Consider the following 16,110-nt stretch of genomic DNA (forward strand, 5'->3'; position numbering starts at 1 on the left):
AAAAGAATGTCAATGCTTTAGTTGACAGGTCCCTTTCAAAATGGGTCGCAGGGACATGTCCCGTGTCCCAGGAAAAATATGGTGGGACGAGGGACCTGTCCCTCTGTCCCAGAGTGCTCCTCCTTATTTGAACCAATCCGCTTTCTCCATATTTACGAATGGGATATCTGTGTCAACTTCCCCTTCGATTTTTGCAATGGAAAAATCAGTGCCATTTAACCATTCTGCAAAGTTAAATATGGTGGGTTCTTGGTCTCCACCGAGTGCGCACCAGGCTTCAAGTTTCTTTGGAAAATAAGCTGAGGTATGTATGGTTCCGGCCCAACTTCCATAGAGCTTAGAGAAAACTCCTTTATCCGTATCATTTAAAAGTCGAAACGCCTCCAGCCCATTTAAATGATTTTTCTCTTCTATAGCCTGCAGCCTTTTGTTGGAATCATCTAGGACTCGGCGATTTTCTTCTGTTAGGATTTTAAAATGATTCGTACAAGTATATCCCCGCCGTACCTCTACTCTTCTTGGTGAAGTTTCCACAATAAATGGCATCTCACAGGTTGAATCGAATAAGACATAACTAAATGATCCGCGATGTGGAATTTCTTGTAACAACTGGACGGCCTCTTCTACATTGGAGCAAAGTTCAAGAATCAGTCTTCCAATCATATAACAAACAAATCCGTTCCCCGGACGTTTTCGATTCATAAAGGTATATCCCATCGTTAACCCATTCTCGTTGATGCCATCAGATCTGCCTGTAATTTTTTGTGTTAAACCAAGTGTTGCATAACCGCCATCTGTTGGTTGAAAAGTAACCAAACGGCCATCGTATGTCTTCGGATGGTAATCATAATTTCGAATCATATAATCTTCCCCAACTAATATTGAACAACCTGATGGTCGGATATTGAGCCTGTAGCCTCCAAATTCCATTAAGACCTTATCCAGTGACCATTTCAAAGCATCCTGCAGCCCCAGAAACTCATTCCAAATAAAAGGGGCCAACCGCTCAAATACTTGTTTCGTCTCATCAATGTCAATTTTAAATTGTGGTTTTCTCAGCTTCCACTGTTGCTCCCGATTCATCACCAAAAATGAATTCCTCAAAAGCTCCCCTTGCATAAAACCAAAATCATAATGACTACCCCGAAACTGAATCACATCCGCAAAAATTCTCTTCATATTTATTCCTCCTCATTGACATGCCCATTGTCTGTTTAAAATCCGGCAGGACAAGATATGTATCTTATTTTCCCATCTATCCCCTAAATAAAAAAGACTGCACTACAGAAACGTAAAAAAAGATCAAACCCTTTGGCTTGACCTTTTTTTTCGGGAGTTTACTTAATTTGATTGCTTAGGTTCTGCTAGTCTCAGGGACAGTTTCTCTGTCAGGTTTAAAGAGAAGCACAAGACTGTATAAACCACTTAATCCAACTAAACTGTATATAATCCTTGATAAAATGGAATCCTGGCCTCCAAAGATTGCAGCTACCAAATCAAATTGGAAAAACCCAATAAGTCCCCAATTTATTGCACCAATTATTACTAAAGCTAGAGCTAGACGTTGTAATCCATTCATATTTATCGCCCCTTAATTTTAGTAATAATAGGTTTTGCAATAAAAAATAAAAATATACACACATGTTCTATAAAAAGTTGCCTTAGTGCGCCTCTTTCTTCTCCTTCAATTTTATCCCGTGCTTTAGATAAGGAATAACTAATTTAATCATTTCTTCTGGACTAACACTATTCGGATTTCTTCTCCATTCTACGGAAGCCCCGTACATTCCCCAACTTAACATGACCGATGTAATTTTCAATGTATTTTCTTCATCTGTAGGTTGCTGTTTTTTTAACATTTTATAAAAAATGACTTCAAGCTGATCCCGGATAATACGTGCAATCGTATCTTCATAACCACGGTGACATCGATTTGATAATGACAGTTGAAAAGTAGTAATTGCTTTAAAGATACCTATAAATGTTTCTTCATTTAATTCACTTTGTTGATAGGACTCGCTATTTAAATTTATGAGCAAAACTTCAGATAAAACCTTTTCCAACAGATCATAAATATCCTCAAAATGATAATAAAAAGTTGCCCGATTAATCATGGCTTCCGTAGTGATGTCTTTTATCGTAATGTCTTTAAATTCCTTTTTCCCTGAAAGCTCAATGAATGAATCCATAATTAACTTTCGCGTACGTAAGACTCGCGGATCAGTTTTTTCTTGTGTCATTTCATTCTCCCCCTCCCACTTTTCCAACAATTTTTGTGATGTGTTGGATATCCGACAAATCAAGTCATCTATTGGTTTATATACTTTTCATTATCCACTATATTGAAAGTACAAAGCAAACAAATTGGGACGAAGGAGCTCGTCCCAGACTCAAAAAACAAAAAGTGAGGGATTTCATATGACAAACAACAATTTAATGTGTGATTTGGAAACTGGTATATGTGGTGTAGCAGGTGACGATGACATGGAAGTAATTGATTTTAACCAACCAAAGAAAACAATTGATTTATATTATGTGACAGATCCAATCTGCTCACATTGCTGGGCGCTTGAACCTACTTTTCGTCGTTTCAAAGAGCAATATGGACATTATTTCAATTTCCACACCGTCCTAGGTGGATTACTTGAAAAATGGCATAGCGGGCCTGTTGATCCGGCAAACGGAATTCATAGTCCTGCAGATGTTGCTGGCCATTGGAGAGAAGTTGGGGAATATTCACGTATGCCGATTGATGGATCATTGATGATTGACAATCCGGTCCAATCTTCCTTCCCACCATCTCGTGTGTATAAAATCATTCAAAAAAATCATGGTGATGACAAAGCAAATCAATACTTACGGCATGCTAGAGAAGAACTATTTGCCTTCAATAACAACATCGCTGAAAAATCTGTAATGATTGAAAATGTGAATCATTTAGGATTAGACGGAGAAGCAATCGTAAACGAAGCCGAATCGGAAGTTGGCCAACAATTATTAAATGAAGACTTTGCTCTTGCAGCAAAACTTGGTGCCAGAGGCTTTCCAACAATTATTATGGTGAATGAAGAAAATAAAGGGGTTAAAATTGTAGGTAGCCGTCCATTAGATTACTACGTTTCCGGACTATCGAAAATTACAGGTGAAGATACACTACAAGCAAATCAGCAACCTGCGCTTTCTGACTTGCTTGAAAAAGAAATTCTATTTGCAAAAGAAATTGAAGTTATGTACGATTTGGAACCTGCTGCACTTCAAGCATTCGTTAAGAACCAGTTAAAGCCAGGCACGTTTGAAGAAAAAGAACTCCTTGGCGAAAAATACTTTGTGAAAAAATAATGGGACACAGGGACAGGTACACTGTCCCAGAAAAAATTTGGGACGCGGGATCTGTCCCCGCGTCCCACTAATACGCCCTTTTACCACTGATCGTTCCCTCCATCGACATTTGTGCGTTCATTTCGACATAGAATAATAAAGCTGTTGTATCTGATACTGCAGTTATTATAGGTAGTGGCTCCTCTAAATCCGTAACAGCTTCCAGTTTTTCAATCTGAATGTCCCCAACAGCAAGCTCGCCAACTACAACATATAAAAATGGTAATAAACCTTGATAAACTGGTATTTCTAATTGCTCCCCTTGCCTCAGGTGTGCATCATGAATATAGACATTTTGTCTAATCTTTAGTGGCGCTTTACTTTCTTTAGGTCCTACCATGAGATACCAATCCCGGTTTCGGATGGGCTTTTCATGAAAATGAATCGTTGGTTCTAGATCGGTTTCATAAGGTCGAACAAAAATTTGGAGCATCTCGACATGATCATTTTTCACTTTTTCCTCATGCCAAAAGCTCCGACCAGCGCTCATCATCATTAAGTGACCAGTCGTTATTGGCACCTCTATACCCATTGAATCCTTATGATGCATTATGCCACACCATACATAACTTAAAATCTCATCGTTCACATGCTCATGCATCTTTATCGTTAATCCTTTTTTCATGACAGCATGATCAATGATACTTAATGGGCCGAACGCAAAATCTTTATTCTCCTCTAAAATATCGCCAGGCTGAATTCTTGTGATTGTAAATGGACCCTTGTATGGTTGCCAATGCTTCTCAGCAGAAAGTTTTTGTAACATTAGAAGGTCACCTTTTGTCTTTTTTTTATATTATAACAAACCCTGCTAATCGTTTCTTGTTCAGGACTTTCACCTTGCATATAATGGAAACTAAGTAATCCCTGAAAATTTTTTTAGCCCCGTATCTTTTTATACCCTTTTATTCGTTTATAAAGTAGAGACGCGCTGAAGGAGTGATTGTTTTGCATAGTAGGCTTTCTAATAAATCTGTGGATTTCAAAGGTCATGAGGATAATTTTTCTGAGGAACAGCTTGATGAACTATATCCTAAGCTTCGACGATATTGTCAATTTATGTCCCAAAACAGCTGGGATGGAGAAGATCTCGTTCAGGAATCTTTGATAAAGGCTTGGAACCATTACAAGCATAAGACTGTTTCAACAGCTTTGTTGAATAAGATTGCTCGAAATGAATGGATTGACACAATCCGCAAAAGAAGCAAAGAGTCACTTGAAGCTATTCCAGAACATGCTTACCATGAAACACCTCTGATTGAAGACCGGTTTGAAGCAGTTCAACAACTGATTCATAAGTTAACACCGAAACAAGCTGTTATGTTTGTTTTAAAAGAAGGATTCCAATTCCAACTATCTGAAATAGCCGAAATTCTAAAAATAAACGAAACGGCTGTTAAATCTGCAATCTATCGAGCGAAACAGAGAATGACTAACAATGAGGATAATGAAAATAACCCATTAATAAATATGTATTGGTCAGATCAAGACCGTGAGAAACTCAAAAAAGTATTTCATGAATCCTTTAGGACTCAAGATCCATCCATCATAATCAAGACTATTCCTTTTATCCATTCAATCACCAAAAATTCAAGTCCTACTTGCATGAAGCATAAATCAGGTCTCTACAAACTTCCTTCAAGCACTGTCTCTATGGCTGCATAATAAGATGCAAGCGAATAAGGAGGAAAATAAGATGAATTCGATACCATATGTAATTGAACAATCCAGTCGTGGGGAACGATCATATGATATTTACTCGCGGTTATTAAAAGATCGTATTATTTTGATTGGTGACGAAATAAATGATGCTGTTGCAAATAGTGTCGTTGCGCAGCTATTATTTTTAGCCGCTGATGATCCTGAAAAGGATATTTCTCTCTATATTAACAGTCCTGGAGGTTCAACAACTGCTGGTTTTGCCATCTTTGATACGATGCAATATATCAAACCAGATATCAGGACCATTTGTACAGGTATGGCTGCATCCTTTGGTGCTATGCTTTTGCTAGCCGGAACAAAAGGGAAAAGATTTGCCCTTCCAAATAGTGAAATCATGATTCATCAACCACTAGGTGGAGCACGTGGGCAAGCCACTGAAATTGAGATCTCTGCAAAACGAATTCTTAAGCTTCGAGAACATATCAATCAAACCATTTCGGAACGCACAGGTCAACCTGTTGAGAAGGTAGCAAAAGATACAGACCGTGACTATTTCATGAGCGCCCAAGAAGCGAAAGAATACGGGATTATTGATGAAATAATTAAATGACTCTAGATTGATGCAATTCCCCACTTAAAGTGCCCCAACCAATGATTTATTGGTTGGGGTTTAAAACTGAAACTAATAATCTGATGCATTACATTTAGTTCCTATACTGTTTTAAGTTGTTTTTCATTAAATCTTCCATTCCCCCATCATCAATTTCTGCATCATCCCATTGGTGACCAAAAAAACGATCAGTACTTTCAATTAAAAAATTTAATTCAAACCACTTTTCTTGTTTGATTAGATTAACTATATACGCTAATCTATTAACCATAAATTTATTTAGCTTTTTCATATCTTCTTCAGTTATATTTTTTTCTCTATCAGCATGCATGTCCTCTATTGGACCATTACGAAAAGCAAAATGAGTAATTGCTTTTGCTATTTTTGTCAGATTATCCTTGCTCAATAATTCATGTTTTGCCTTTTCTTGTACTTCTTCCGGAATATTATTTATTAAGTCGTCGATTATGGAATTCCGAATTGTTATACCATTTTTTCTTCGCAGATATGTTATTTTAGTTGGCTTTACATCAAATAGATTCGCTATCATATTATCTGTTTTTTCCTCTTCAATAAACAATATTCTAAGTACTTCCGGAGTTAATTCATTTATATCTATCCTTTCACAATTACTTTTCCTCACTTCAAATTCCTCATAAAGCCCCATAGTATAAGCTCCTTTATATTAGTGCTGAAAAAGTCCATTATTGTTATTATTGTCTTATTTTTAAAAAAGCGAACACTTCTAGTAGTATTCGCTTCAAAAATTATCTCAAATGTATTTGTTAGAATTGGACAATATAAATAAACTCTACCATTGCTCTGCCGTCGGTAAAATATTGCCACGCTAAATTGAAGTAAATTTGAACTGTCCGAATTTTCCTTACTTTCGGACTCGACGACGACTGTTCCTACTCTTCCTGTCCGAATTCTCCTTACTTTCGGACTCGATGATGACTGTTTCTCCTCACCCTGTCCAAATTCTCCTTGCTTTCGGACTCGACGACGGCGGTTCCTCCTTACCCTGTCCGAATTCTCCTTGCTTTCGGACTCGACGATGGCGGTTCCTACTCTTCCTGTCCGAATTCTCCTTGCTTTCGGACTCAACGACGGCAGTTTCTCCTTACCCTGTCCAAATTCCCCTTATTTTCGGACTCGACGACGGCGGTTCCTACTCTTCCTGTCCGATTTCTCCTTACTTTCGGACTCGTGAACTGCCTTTCCTGCTCTACCAGTCTGAATACACTTAGTTAGATAAAAAAACAATCGTTCTTAATGATAGTAACCTCATAATAATAAAAAAATGACATGTTAAACTAATGTCAGTTTACATACCATTTTTTAAATTTATATTAAAACCGGAATGGTTTTGTCTCAACCTGCGCCCTTCACAAGTATAGACTTAAGTTTTTCCATCTTTTTCCCAATTGATTTCGCTGATAAAGGTAGATCCCAAGATTAAGATGCCACCCACAATTTGTATTAGGTTCATACTTTCATTTAAGATAATGGCCGCCATGATTACGGCGGAAATGGGGTCAATATAGCTTAACACGGCAATGGTTTGTCCCTTTAATTTTTTTATTGCAGAAAAATATAAAAGGTACGCTACCCCTGTATGAATGATCCCCACCATCAATAATAGACTGATTGACTGTAGATCAAGTCCTGAGTAATTCAGGCTTTGCGTTGCTAGAACGTATGGAAACAATACAATTGAGGCCATTGAAAGTTGCATAATTGTAGTTTCAAAATCTGATAGGCCCTTGATAAACTTATTAATGAGAATCATACTTGCGTAAAACGCCGCAGCCAATAATCCGTTCAATATGCCTACAGGATGATTGTATGTTCCAACCGTTGTTTCAGCACCTGGATTAACTACTAAAAGTAAACCTACAAAGGCGAATACAATGCTAATCCCCTTCATCCATGTCCATTTTTCCTTCAGTAATAATGGAGCCAAAATCATAACAAACACTGGGGCAAAATAATAGCTTAGCGTAGCATTTGAAATAGTTGTATACCGATAAGATTCAAATAAAAAAATCCAGTTAAAGCCCAACGCGGCCCCTGATAAAAGTAGTAAGATAAGGTTCCGTTTTGACATTTTCAATGAAAACTTCTGCTTAACTAAAAAACTAGCACCAATTAAAAACAAACTTCCAATTGTTCCACGAAATAAAGCCATTTCGCTCGAAGAAAGATCAATATTCTTCACAAATAACCCTATACTGCCAAAAATCAGCATCACTACTATAAAAATAAACTTTGCCTTCATTACCCTTCTCCTATTATAGGCCTCTCCCTCTTCCTATAGGACACGAGGGCAGGCACAAAATGTCCTAAAACTAAATGAAACAGAAAACCTCAATTTATGAGATTCTCTGTTTCACATGTTACATTGCTTTATTTAAATTGTCAGCCTATATTTTCATTTTCGGAATCTATTACGTAAAAAGTCTCGTAATCTTTTCCTCTATAAATGAATCGGTCCCTGTGGTCCAACTGGAACACCGATTAGGTACCAAACCACAGCAATTATGATCCAGAATATACCGAAGAATACTGTGTATGGAAACAGTCCAGAAATCAATGTACCTAACCCGATATTTTTATCGTATTTTTTCGCAAAAGATAATAGCAGTACTAAATAAGGAAGCATCGGTGTAATAGGATTTGTAATGGAATCCCCAACTCGGTAAATGGCTTGTGTAAACGCCGGGTGGTAATCCAAATACATAAACATCGGTACAAAGATTGGAGCAAGGATCGCCCACTTTGCTGATGCACTTCCAATTAGTAGATTTACAAAAGCAACAAAAATAATGAACAAAATGATTAATGGAACACCTGTTATTCCTATATCATTCAGGAAATTAGCCCCTTTAATCGCAATGATTGGACCTAGATTACTCTCGCTAAAGAATGAAAGTAATTGTGCAGCAAAGAACACTAACACAATGTATGGTCCCATCGTACTCATCGATTTACCTAAGATATTTCCAAAATCTCTTGAACTAGTAATTGTCTTGGCACCCAGTCCGTAGAAGAAACCAGGAATAAAGAAGAAGATTGTTAAAATTGGTACAATCCCTGAAATTAATGGTGAACCATCGATGATTGAACCAGTTTCCTGGTTTCGCAAAATGCCATTTTCAGGAATAATTAATGCCAATAAAACAATCACATAGACAGCTGTTGATATTCCTGCCCATTTTAGTCCACGACTTTCTTCTTGTGAAATTGATTCAATTGCCTCAATTTCACCTGTATATTCCCCGAATCTTGGAATCGTGAACTTATGTGTAACCCATAAAGAAATAAATAAAAGGACAATGGCAGATACCACTATAAAATAATAGTTCATTGCAGGATTTGCCGCATAATTAGGATCTACAGTTTGAGCCGCTGGACCAGTAAAGCCAGCAACTAGTGTATCTGACATCCCGATAATGAAGTTCGCAGCAAAAGCCCCAAGAGTGGAGGCATACGCCATAACGAGTCCGACAAGCGGATGATATCCAAAAGCCATCAATACACTTGCTGCAAGTGGCGGCAATACGATTGGACCTGCATCCCCTGCTGCGTTCCCTACAATCGCAATTAAAATTATGATTGGAATAATTAGCTTTTTGGGAGTCGTTAAGACCGCACGCTTCATAATCGTTGAGAAGAATCCACTATTTTCAGCCATTCCAATCCCAATCATCATAACAAGAACCATACCAAGTGGAGCAAAAGAGGTAAAGTTCGTTACTGAATTTAGTAAAATTGCAACTAGACCATCCCCAGTTACGAGATTAATTGCCTCCACTGCTTCCCCTGTCGTGGGATGTGTTGCTGATACATTGAATAACGATGCAATATAAGATGAAATCAAAGTAATGGCACAAAGAATAATAAACAATACGATTGGATCAGGTAACTTATTCCCTGCGTACTCAATCGAATCTAGCATTCGATTAAAAAAGGTATTATTTTTTTTCGTTGTAGTTTGCGACATACTATCTCCCTTCATTGGTGCATATGCTTATTTATTGTTGGGTTAAAGTTAATGCTGTAAAGACATGGAATCGTAATCCGTCTTTCAATGCTTGTTCATCAATATCAAACTTCGGATGATGGTGTGGATACGTGATTCCCTTTTCTTCGTTCCCTGCACCAATAATGACAAAGCAACCAGGCTTTTCATTACTGAATGCAGAGAAATCTTCTCCACCAAGAAGAGGATCAACCCACTCAAGTGTTCGATCAGGTAAGAACTCTTCAAGAACCTGTACAACTTCATCTGTTACGTGTTTGTCATTCATTACCGAACTATATCCATACGTATAGTTTACCTTTGCTTCAACACCGTTTGCTTTTGCAATTCCTTCAGTAATTTCAATGATACGATTTTTTACAAGTTCACGTACTTCAGGACTTAATGTTCGAACGGATCCACCAATTTCAACAGTATCTGGGATGACATTCAACGCTAACCCACCAGCTTTGAATTTAGTCACAGACACTACACTCGGTTGTAGTGGGTCAATGGACCGTGAGACTATATGATTAAGGCCAGTAACAATTTGTGCACCAGTCGCAAGAGGGTCAATTGTTAATTGAGGAGTTGAAGCATGTCCCCCTTTACCTTGTAATGAAATCTCAAACACATCACTTGCTGCTGTTAAAGCTCCATAACGGATGTGAATCGTACCAAAGGGAACTGTTGAAAATAAATGGACACCGACAACCTCATCAACTCCGTTAAGTACCCCAGCGGCAACCATCTCTTGTGCGCCTCCAGGAGGTAGTTCCTCTGCGTGTTGGAAAAGAAAGACGATTTCTCCACTTAAATCTTCTTTATGCTCCGTTAAAATCTTAGCTGCTCCTAACAACATCGATGTATGACCATCGTGTCCACAAGCATGCATGACACCATCTTTCGTTGAAGTAAACGGAAGCCCAGTTTCTTCTCTAATAGGCAAAGCATCCATATCTGCACGGAGAGCAATGACTTTTCCTGGCTTAGATCCCTTTAAACGGGCTACTACACTTGTTTTTGTCGGTCTTGATAATTCAAAACCACCAAAGCTTTCAAGAAGGTCATATACAAATTGAGAGGTATGATCCTCTTGAAAAGAAAGTTCCGGGTTTTGATGTAAATAACGACGCCATTCGATTACATCCTGGTAAACATCATCTAATTGTAGAAGGATCTCATTCTTTTTCATAGTAACATCTCCCATTTCGTAAGTAATTTTTATAGAGCAGATCTGATATATAGTTTCTTAGAAAAATACTTTAGTACGTTAATATGATATAAGAATATACAAACTATTTCAATGGAAAATTATATTAATATTTTTCTGAATTAATAGTTTCATTTTGTTTTTCGTCTTAATACGAGTACACAGCGCCTGAATTACCCTGTGTTTTGCGGAATAAATCCTATTTCAAAAAACAAAAAGGCAATACCCTATAGGATATTACCTTTAATAACTATATCTTTTGTTAGAATTCTATTTATGTGCGTTATACCTAACTTAATATATTACCTTTTTTTCAATTATTGTAATATATCAATTTTCCCGTTCTCTGAACATTGTATCCTCTCCATTTTCAGCCACAATCGACTTAAAATCATGACCGGATGGATTTTGGAATAAGCGTATTCCAAACTCTGGAGCAACTGCAAAAAGATGGTCAAAAATATCAGCCTGAGTCGTTTCGTATACGTCCCATCTTACATCATTAGTAAAGGCATATATCTCCAGTGGTAATCCGTTCTCCGTAGGTGCCAATTGCCGTACCATCAATGTCATATCCTGATTGATACCGGGATGTTTTTGAAGATAATTGCTAATATAAGCCCTAAATACACCGACATTTGTCAAAGCCCTGCCGTTTACTGGATTACTACGATTAATATCATGCTTCATGTTGTATTCTTCAATTTCATGTTCTCTTTTTGTAATATAATCCGCTAGATAATGGATGTTTTTAAATTTCTCAATCATCTCTTCCGTACAAAATGAAATACTCGTTGAATCAATAAATAATGATCGCTTGATTCGTCGTCCACCGGATGTTTGCATTCCTCTCCAATTGATGAATGAATCGGATATAAGAGCATAACTTGGAATTGTCGTAATCGTTTTATCAAAATTTTGCACCTTAACTGTAACTAGAGATATGTCAATAATATCCCCATCTGCGCCGTACTTTGGCATTTCAATCCAGTCACCAACCCGAACCATATCATTGGAGGTCAACTGAATTCCTGCTACAAGCCCTAATAATGAATCTTTAAATACCAACAAGAATACAGCTGATAGTGCACCAATCCCACTGAGAAGAATAAAAGGACTCTTCCCCATTAAGTTTGCAATAACCAGGATGAATCCAAGGGTTATTACGACAATTTTCACAACCTGAACATATCCTTTTATTGGCCTAGTTTTAGAAATTTCATATGTTTGATAAATATCATTTATTGCATTTAAAATTCCATTAATAACCATTAATGCCACAATAATGATATAGACATTTGCAGCCATTCTAATAACATCATCATACGGCTCAAAGGTAGAAGCGAAGAAGTGAATGATAATTGCTGGAACAATATGGGATAGTCTGCGGAAAACCTTCCTCTCAAGAAGCATATTATCCCATGTAAATTTTGTACTAGTTACGATTTTTGTGATAATCCTAATGATCACTTTTTTTGTAATAAAATTAGCGATAATACAAAGAAGTGCGATAAAGAGAATCATTATTATCGTTGAAAGATACTTAACTACTGTTGGGTCCAATTCATATTCTAAAAGATATTTCTGAATTAATTTCATTTGTCTCCTCCATGGTATGTAAATTTCTCTGTTATCTTCTAAGGTGTATGAGTTCACCACGTATTGTGAGATGCTTTTTATTATATCAAATAATTTCTCCCTTTCCTTCATAAACACACATTAGATTTCGATAAACCAATCACCATACAAATTATTCGGATTGTAACAAATAATTACGTCTATATATATTAAATTGTTTTCTCAAAAAAAGACCTGACCACAAAAGTAGCCAAGTCCCTTTTTGATATTGTGGGTTAAACTCTTTTTAAATACTCTCCTGTTTCAACCCATCGATTATATTTTCTTTTTTCACTTTTTGTATTGAATACAGCATGGCTGCCCCTACAATAATAAAGATGATGATTACGACAAATAAGATACTCATCCATGGAAGATTAAATCCATATTCAAACGTATTCCTAAGTGACCAATAAATTAAAAACATGATGACAAAGCTTATTGGAAGACCATATAGTAGAGCCTTTACACCATAAAATACACTCTCATAATTAATCATTTTATTAAAGCCTTTCGGGGTCATCCCCACTGATCTCAGCATTGCAAATTCACGTTTTCGAAGCGAGATACTCGTTGAAATTGTATTAAAAATATTTGCAATAGAGATTAACGAAATCAGGGCGATAAAGCCATAGGTGAAAATAGACATCATTATTATCATTTGCTCTTGTTCTTGTCTTCTTTGATAGACGTTATAGACATGCGTGCCAGAGTCTGTGATTTTATCCAACTCATCCTGTGTTGCCATTGGATCTGAACTATTCATGTATAATTCAGTTTGGATTTCACTTTTTGCCTTCTCATTTCCTTCAACAACCTTTGTTAATATATCCTCTGAAACAATTATATCTAATCCACCAAGACTAGATGTTGTAGTACCCATTGGTAGCTGGTCGGTCAATGCTTGAGCTTTAATATTAGCTAAAAATTGTTGCTCTTCAGTCTCATAGTTCATTAAATTAAGTGCAAGTGTATCTCCTACGTTTATATGAATAGATTTTGTATCAATAAATTTCCCCGTCTCGTAATCTTGATAGTTGATGTTATCGATTATGATCGCATTAAGTTCATTTGTATTTTCAAATTCCCCAGAATCCGTACCTACTTTTGCTGCATAGGTATTGAAACTGTCATGATCCAAACCATGTAATCTTACATAATAAGAAAATTTTCCATCTTGTAAAATGGAGGGATCCTTTTCTATAGATTTTAATAACTCGTTTGGAAGTTGATCTTTCTCTGTTAATGTTGTTAAATAGATCGTTTGAATAATACTTGAATTCGTTACATAATCAAGTTTCGTGAATGGTAATAGATCTTCTTTGCCCATCTGATCATTAATCACTTGAATATCATAATTAATATTATCTACAGATAGTTCCAACGACTTCTTCAGGTCCTCTGTGAAATATGACACTGTCAAAAAGAGGACAATACTGATGACAAGCGAAAAAACAGTTGCTTGATATCTTTTCTTGTTTCGTTTCAAATTTTTCAAACCAATTTCAGCTTCAATCCCAAATAGTTTACGTACAAGTTTTGATGTCTTAACTGTTTTTCTTGATAGTTTGATATCCTGTGTTTGACGTATCGCATCAATCGCTGAAACCTTTGACGCTCTCATCGCTGGAATATAGGTGGAGATAAAAATTGTTACAATTGAAATCACACAGGCTACTAAAAGAGAAGCTGGTGTAATAATTACATTTAGTTTTTCAGCAACATTTAGAGCTCCTTCAAGATAAGTGTTAATAAATGAAAAGGTTACCCCAATTCCAGCAAGACCCGAAAGGATACCTATTGGAATACTAACCGCACCAATCACAGCTCCTTCAAAGAAGACGGAATTCCGCTTCTGTTTTTTTGTCGCTCCTACACTTGATAGCATTCCTAAATGTCTTGACCGTTCAGATACACTAATTGCGAAAGCATTGTAGATTAATGCGACTGAACCAATAATAATAACTGCCATGACAATACCTGCCACAGAAAATAAGGTCAGACGCAGACTATCATTGTCTGTGACTCCATAAAAGCGTAATAATTCTTTATTATAGGATACAGAATTGATCCCATTTTCTTTAGCAATGGTTTCTGAATGCTGATATAATGAACCCTTCACTTTTTCTAATACCACAACTGCGTCTGCTGTACGATTTTTACCCAAAGCATTTTTGTCTACGTATTTAACCACCGTATATCCTGGCGACCATGATGGTTCCCATGTTGGACGTTTAATGGTCCCAACAATAGTAAACGTTTCACTAGACTCAATCTTAAGTTTTTCTGTAACCCCATTTTCATCGGATTGCAATGAATAATTCTGACCCAGCGGTTCCTCTTCACCGGCTACTAATCTTTTTCCGATTTCGACCGAAAGTTTGTCACCGATGTTATATTCGACCTTAGCATTATCGGCAATTGCTTCGGATATGACAATTTCATCATTCTTTAAAGGTAAACGTCCTTCAGCTAATTCAATTGGAAATTGTTGAAACCCTGCTGTGTTATATTCTTTAATAAACAGATAAGGTTTACTCTTATTTTTCGAACCCTCAAGTTTTGCATAGCCTAGATCATTTGAAAGGACTAATTTTTTCGTTTGACTATCTTTTTCAATTGCCTTGATTTGTTCCACATTGACATCGTTATATTTGACGTGCCATTCCCCGTTGTCCGCAATGTTATCTCGAATCATTAAGTTTAAAAAAGAGACACCCAGTGTTGCAACAGCTGTTATCATTGCAACAGAAATGATAACACCAATGATTGTGACGAGGGTTCTTCGTTTATTTTCCTTCAAATGTCGAATCGTCAGTTTGTTAATGATGTTCATGGACGAATCACCTCGTCCTTAGCGATCCTTCCGTCCTCTATTGAAATGACACGGTCAGCTTGAAGGGCAATTCGCTCATCGTGGGTAATAACAAGCAAGGTTTGATTATAGGTTTTATTGAACATTTTTAAAAGTTCAATGATTTCGCTGCTATTCTTACTATCTAGATTTCCAGTCGGTTCATCTGCTAGCATAATCGCTGGATTACTAATAAGGGCACGACCTATCGACACCCGCTGTTGCTGACCTCCAGAAAGCTGATTTGGTAAATGGTTTAAACGTTGTTCTAAACCGAGAATCTTTACAATATCCGCAAACTGCTTCGGATCAACCTTATGTTCATCTAATAGCATGGGTAATGTAATATTTTCTTCTACCGTTAAGATTGGAATTAAGTTATAAAACTGATAGATTAACCCAATCTGTCTCCTTCTAAAAATCGCGAGTTGTGTTTCATTTAGATCATAAATATCTGTGTTATCAATTAGTACCTTACCGCTAGATGGTCGGTCAACACCACCGAGTAGGTGCAATAGTGTTGATTTACCTGAACCTGAAGGACCAATAATGGCTACAAATTCTCCCTTTTTCACTGAAAATGAAACATTATCAAGTGCCTTAACTGCTGTTTCACCTTTTCCATATATCTTAGACAGATTCTCGATTTGTAATATATTCATAAGTAAACCTCCATAATTTCAATGTTGAGTTCAGTATATCTGTCTAAGATGACTCTAAAGTGACTACGAAAGTGACATTTTATTCACTTT

The 16,110-nt window shown here is 36.8% G+C and carries 14 protein-coding genes; 3 read left to right on the top strand and 11 right to left on the bottom strand.

The features are described 5' to 3' along the window. Positions 1–123: 123 nt before the first annotated feature. From NST91_RS20590 to NST91_RS20600, 3 genes are all read right to left on the bottom strand, one after another. Positions 124–1,179, bottom strand: coding sequence for a C45 family autoproteolytic acyltransferase/hydrolase (locus tag NST91_RS20590; RefSeq protein WP_341332639.1), 1,056 nt, complete (start codon positions 1,177–1,179; stop codon positions 124–126). Between the two features lie 175 nt (positions 1,180–1,354). Continuing rightward, positions 1,355–1,579, bottom strand: coding sequence for a DUF378 domain-containing protein (locus tag NST91_RS20595; RefSeq protein WP_121448858.1), 225 nt, complete (start codon positions 1,577–1,579; stop codon positions 1,355–1,357). Between the two features lie 82 nt (positions 1,580–1,661). Beyond that, the gene (locus NST91_RS20600) at positions 1,662–2,240 is read right to left on the bottom strand and encodes a TetR/AcrR family transcriptional regulator (protein WP_341332640.1); all 579 of its coding nucleotides are present in this window, start codon (positions 2,238–2,240) and stop codon (positions 1,662–1,664) included. Between the two features lie 178 nt (positions 2,241–2,418). Here NST91_RS20600 and NST91_RS20605 point away from each other — a divergent pair, with 178 nt between their 5' ends. Beyond that, a complete protein-coding gene (locus NST91_RS20605) occupies positions 2,419–3,339 on the top strand; it encodes a DsbA family protein (protein WP_341332641.1) in 921 nt (306 codons plus the stop codon). 67 nt (positions 3,340–3,406) lie between these two features. On the opposite strand, the gene NST91_RS20610 is transcribed toward NST91_RS20605, so the two are convergent. Next, positions 3,407–4,144: a pirin family protein gene (locus NST91_RS20610; protein ID WP_341332642.1), complete on the bottom strand. Its 738-nt coding sequence runs from the start codon at positions 4,142–4,144 to the stop codon at positions 3,407–3,409. Positions 4,145–4,326: 182 nt separating this feature from the next. On the opposite strand from NST91_RS20610, the gene NST91_RS20615 reads away from it, so the two are divergent. Together NST91_RS20615 and clpP are read left to right on the top strand one after the other, a co-directional pair. Beyond that, the gene (locus NST91_RS20615; RefSeq protein WP_341332643.1) at positions 4,327–5,043 is read left to right on the top strand and encodes a sigma-70 family RNA polymerase sigma factor; all 717 of its coding nucleotides are present in this window, start codon (positions 4,327–4,329) and stop codon (positions 5,041–5,043) included. Positions 5,044–5,047: 4 nt separating this feature from the next. Further along, on the top strand, positions 5,048–5,650 hold the full coding sequence (clpP, locus tag NST91_RS20620) for an ATP-dependent Clp endopeptidase proteolytic subunit ClpP (RefSeq protein ID WP_341332644.1): 603 nt from the start codon (positions 5,048–5,050) through the stop codon (positions 5,648–5,650). Positions 5,651–5,744: 94 nt separating this feature from the next. Here the strand turns inward: clpP and NST91_RS20625 are convergent, their stop codons facing one another. The 7 genes from NST91_RS20625 to NST91_RS20655 all read right to left on the bottom strand — a co-directional run bounded on the left by NST91_RS20625 (position 5,745) and on the right by NST91_RS20655 (position 16,020). Further along, entirely contained in the window at positions 5,745–6,317 is a 573-nt protein-coding gene (locus NST91_RS20625) for a hypothetical protein (RefSeq protein ID WP_341332645.1), read from the bottom strand. Between the two features lie 735 nt (positions 6,318–7,052). Next, on the bottom strand, positions 7,053–7,931 hold the full coding sequence (locus NST91_RS20630; RefSeq protein WP_341332646.1) for a DMT family transporter: 879 nt from the start codon (positions 7,929–7,931) through the stop codon (positions 7,053–7,055). 198 nt (positions 7,932–8,129) lie between these two features. Further along, a complete protein-coding gene (locus NST91_RS20635; RefSeq protein ID WP_341332647.1) occupies positions 8,130–9,656 on the bottom strand; it encodes an AbgT family transporter in 1,527 nt (508 codons plus the stop codon). 31 nt (positions 9,657–9,687) lie between these two features. After that, entirely contained in the window at positions 9,688–10,869 is a 1,182-nt protein-coding gene (locus tag NST91_RS20640; RefSeq protein ID WP_341332648.1) for a M20 metallopeptidase family protein, read from the bottom strand. A gap of 348 nt (positions 10,870–11,217) precedes the next feature. Further along, complete coding sequence (locus NST91_RS20645) at positions 11,218–12,486, bottom strand: mechanosensitive ion channel family protein (RefSeq protein WP_341332649.1); 1,269 nt, start codon at positions 12,484–12,486, stop codon at positions 11,218–11,220. A gap of 265 nt (positions 12,487–12,751) precedes the next feature. Further along, on the bottom strand, positions 12,752–15,340 hold the full coding sequence (locus tag NST91_RS20650) for an FtsX-like permease family protein (RefSeq protein WP_341332650.1): 2,589 nt from the start codon (positions 15,338–15,340) through the stop codon (positions 12,752–12,754). Further along, entirely contained in the window at positions 15,337–16,020 is a 684-nt protein-coding gene (locus NST91_RS20655) for an ABC transporter ATP-binding protein (RefSeq protein WP_341332651.1), read from the bottom strand. Before NST91_RS20655 ends, NST91_RS20650 begins: the two co-directional genes overlap by 4 nt. Positions 16,021–16,110 lie beyond the last annotated feature (90 nt).

This window comes from Ferdinandcohnia sp. FSL W7-1320 (genome assembly GCF_038050315.1).
GTDB classification, from domain to species: Bacteria; Bacillota; Bacilli; order Bacillales; family Bacillaceae_L; genus Ferdinandcohnia; species Ferdinandcohnia aciditolerans.

What these genes read in the sequence shown, in the direction of transcription:
- NST91_RS20655 (WP_341332651.1), bottom strand. Translation starts at nt 16,020, where the DNA reads ATGAATATATTACAAATCGAGAATCTGTCTAAGATATATGGAAAAGGT.
- NST91_RS20640 (WP_341332648.1), bottom strand. Translation starts at nt 10,869, where the DNA reads ATGAAAAAGAATGAGATCCTTCTACAATTAGATGATGTTTACCAGGAT.
- NST91_RS20610 (WP_341332642.1), bottom strand. Translation starts at nt 4,144, where the DNA reads ATGTTACAAAAACTTTCTGCTGAGAAGCATTGGCAACCATACAAGGGT.
- NST91_RS20635 (WP_341332647.1), bottom strand. Translation starts at nt 9,656, where the DNA reads ATGTCGCAAACTACAACGAAAAAAAATAATACCTTTTTTAATCGAATG.
- clpP (WP_341332644.1), top strand. Translation starts at nt 5,048, where the DNA reads ATGCAAGCGAATAAGGAGGAAAATAAGATGAATTCGATACCATATGTA.
- NST91_RS20650 (WP_341332650.1), bottom strand. Translation starts at nt 15,340, where the DNA reads ATGAACATCATTAACAAACTGACGATTCGACATTTGAAGGAAAATAAA.
- NST91_RS20590 (WP_341332639.1), bottom strand. Translation starts at nt 1,179, where the DNA reads ATGAAGAGAATTTTTGCGGATGTGATTCAGTTTCGGGGTAGTCATTAT.
- NST91_RS20630 (WP_341332646.1), bottom strand. Translation starts at nt 7,931, where the DNA reads ATGAAGGCAAAGTTTATTTTTATAGTAGTGATGCTGATTTTTGGCAGT.
- NST91_RS20645 (WP_341332649.1), bottom strand. Translation starts at nt 12,486, where the DNA reads ATGAAATTAATTCAGAAATATCTTTTAGAATATGAATTGGACCCAACA.
- NST91_RS20605 (WP_341332641.1), top strand. Translation starts at nt 2,419, where the DNA reads ATGACAAACAACAATTTAATGTGTGATTTGGAAACTGGTATATGTGGT.
- NST91_RS20625 (WP_341332645.1), bottom strand. Translation starts at nt 6,317, where the DNA reads ATGGGGCTTTATGAGGAATTTGAAGTGAGGAAAAGTAATTGTGAAAGG.
- NST91_RS20600 (WP_341332640.1), bottom strand. Translation starts at nt 2,240, where the DNA reads ATGACACAAGAAAAAACTGATCCGCGAGTCTTACGTACGCGAAAGTTA.
- NST91_RS20595 (WP_121448858.1), bottom strand. Translation starts at nt 1,579, where the DNA reads ATGAATGGATTACAACGTCTAGCTCTAGCTTTAGTAATAATTGGTGCA.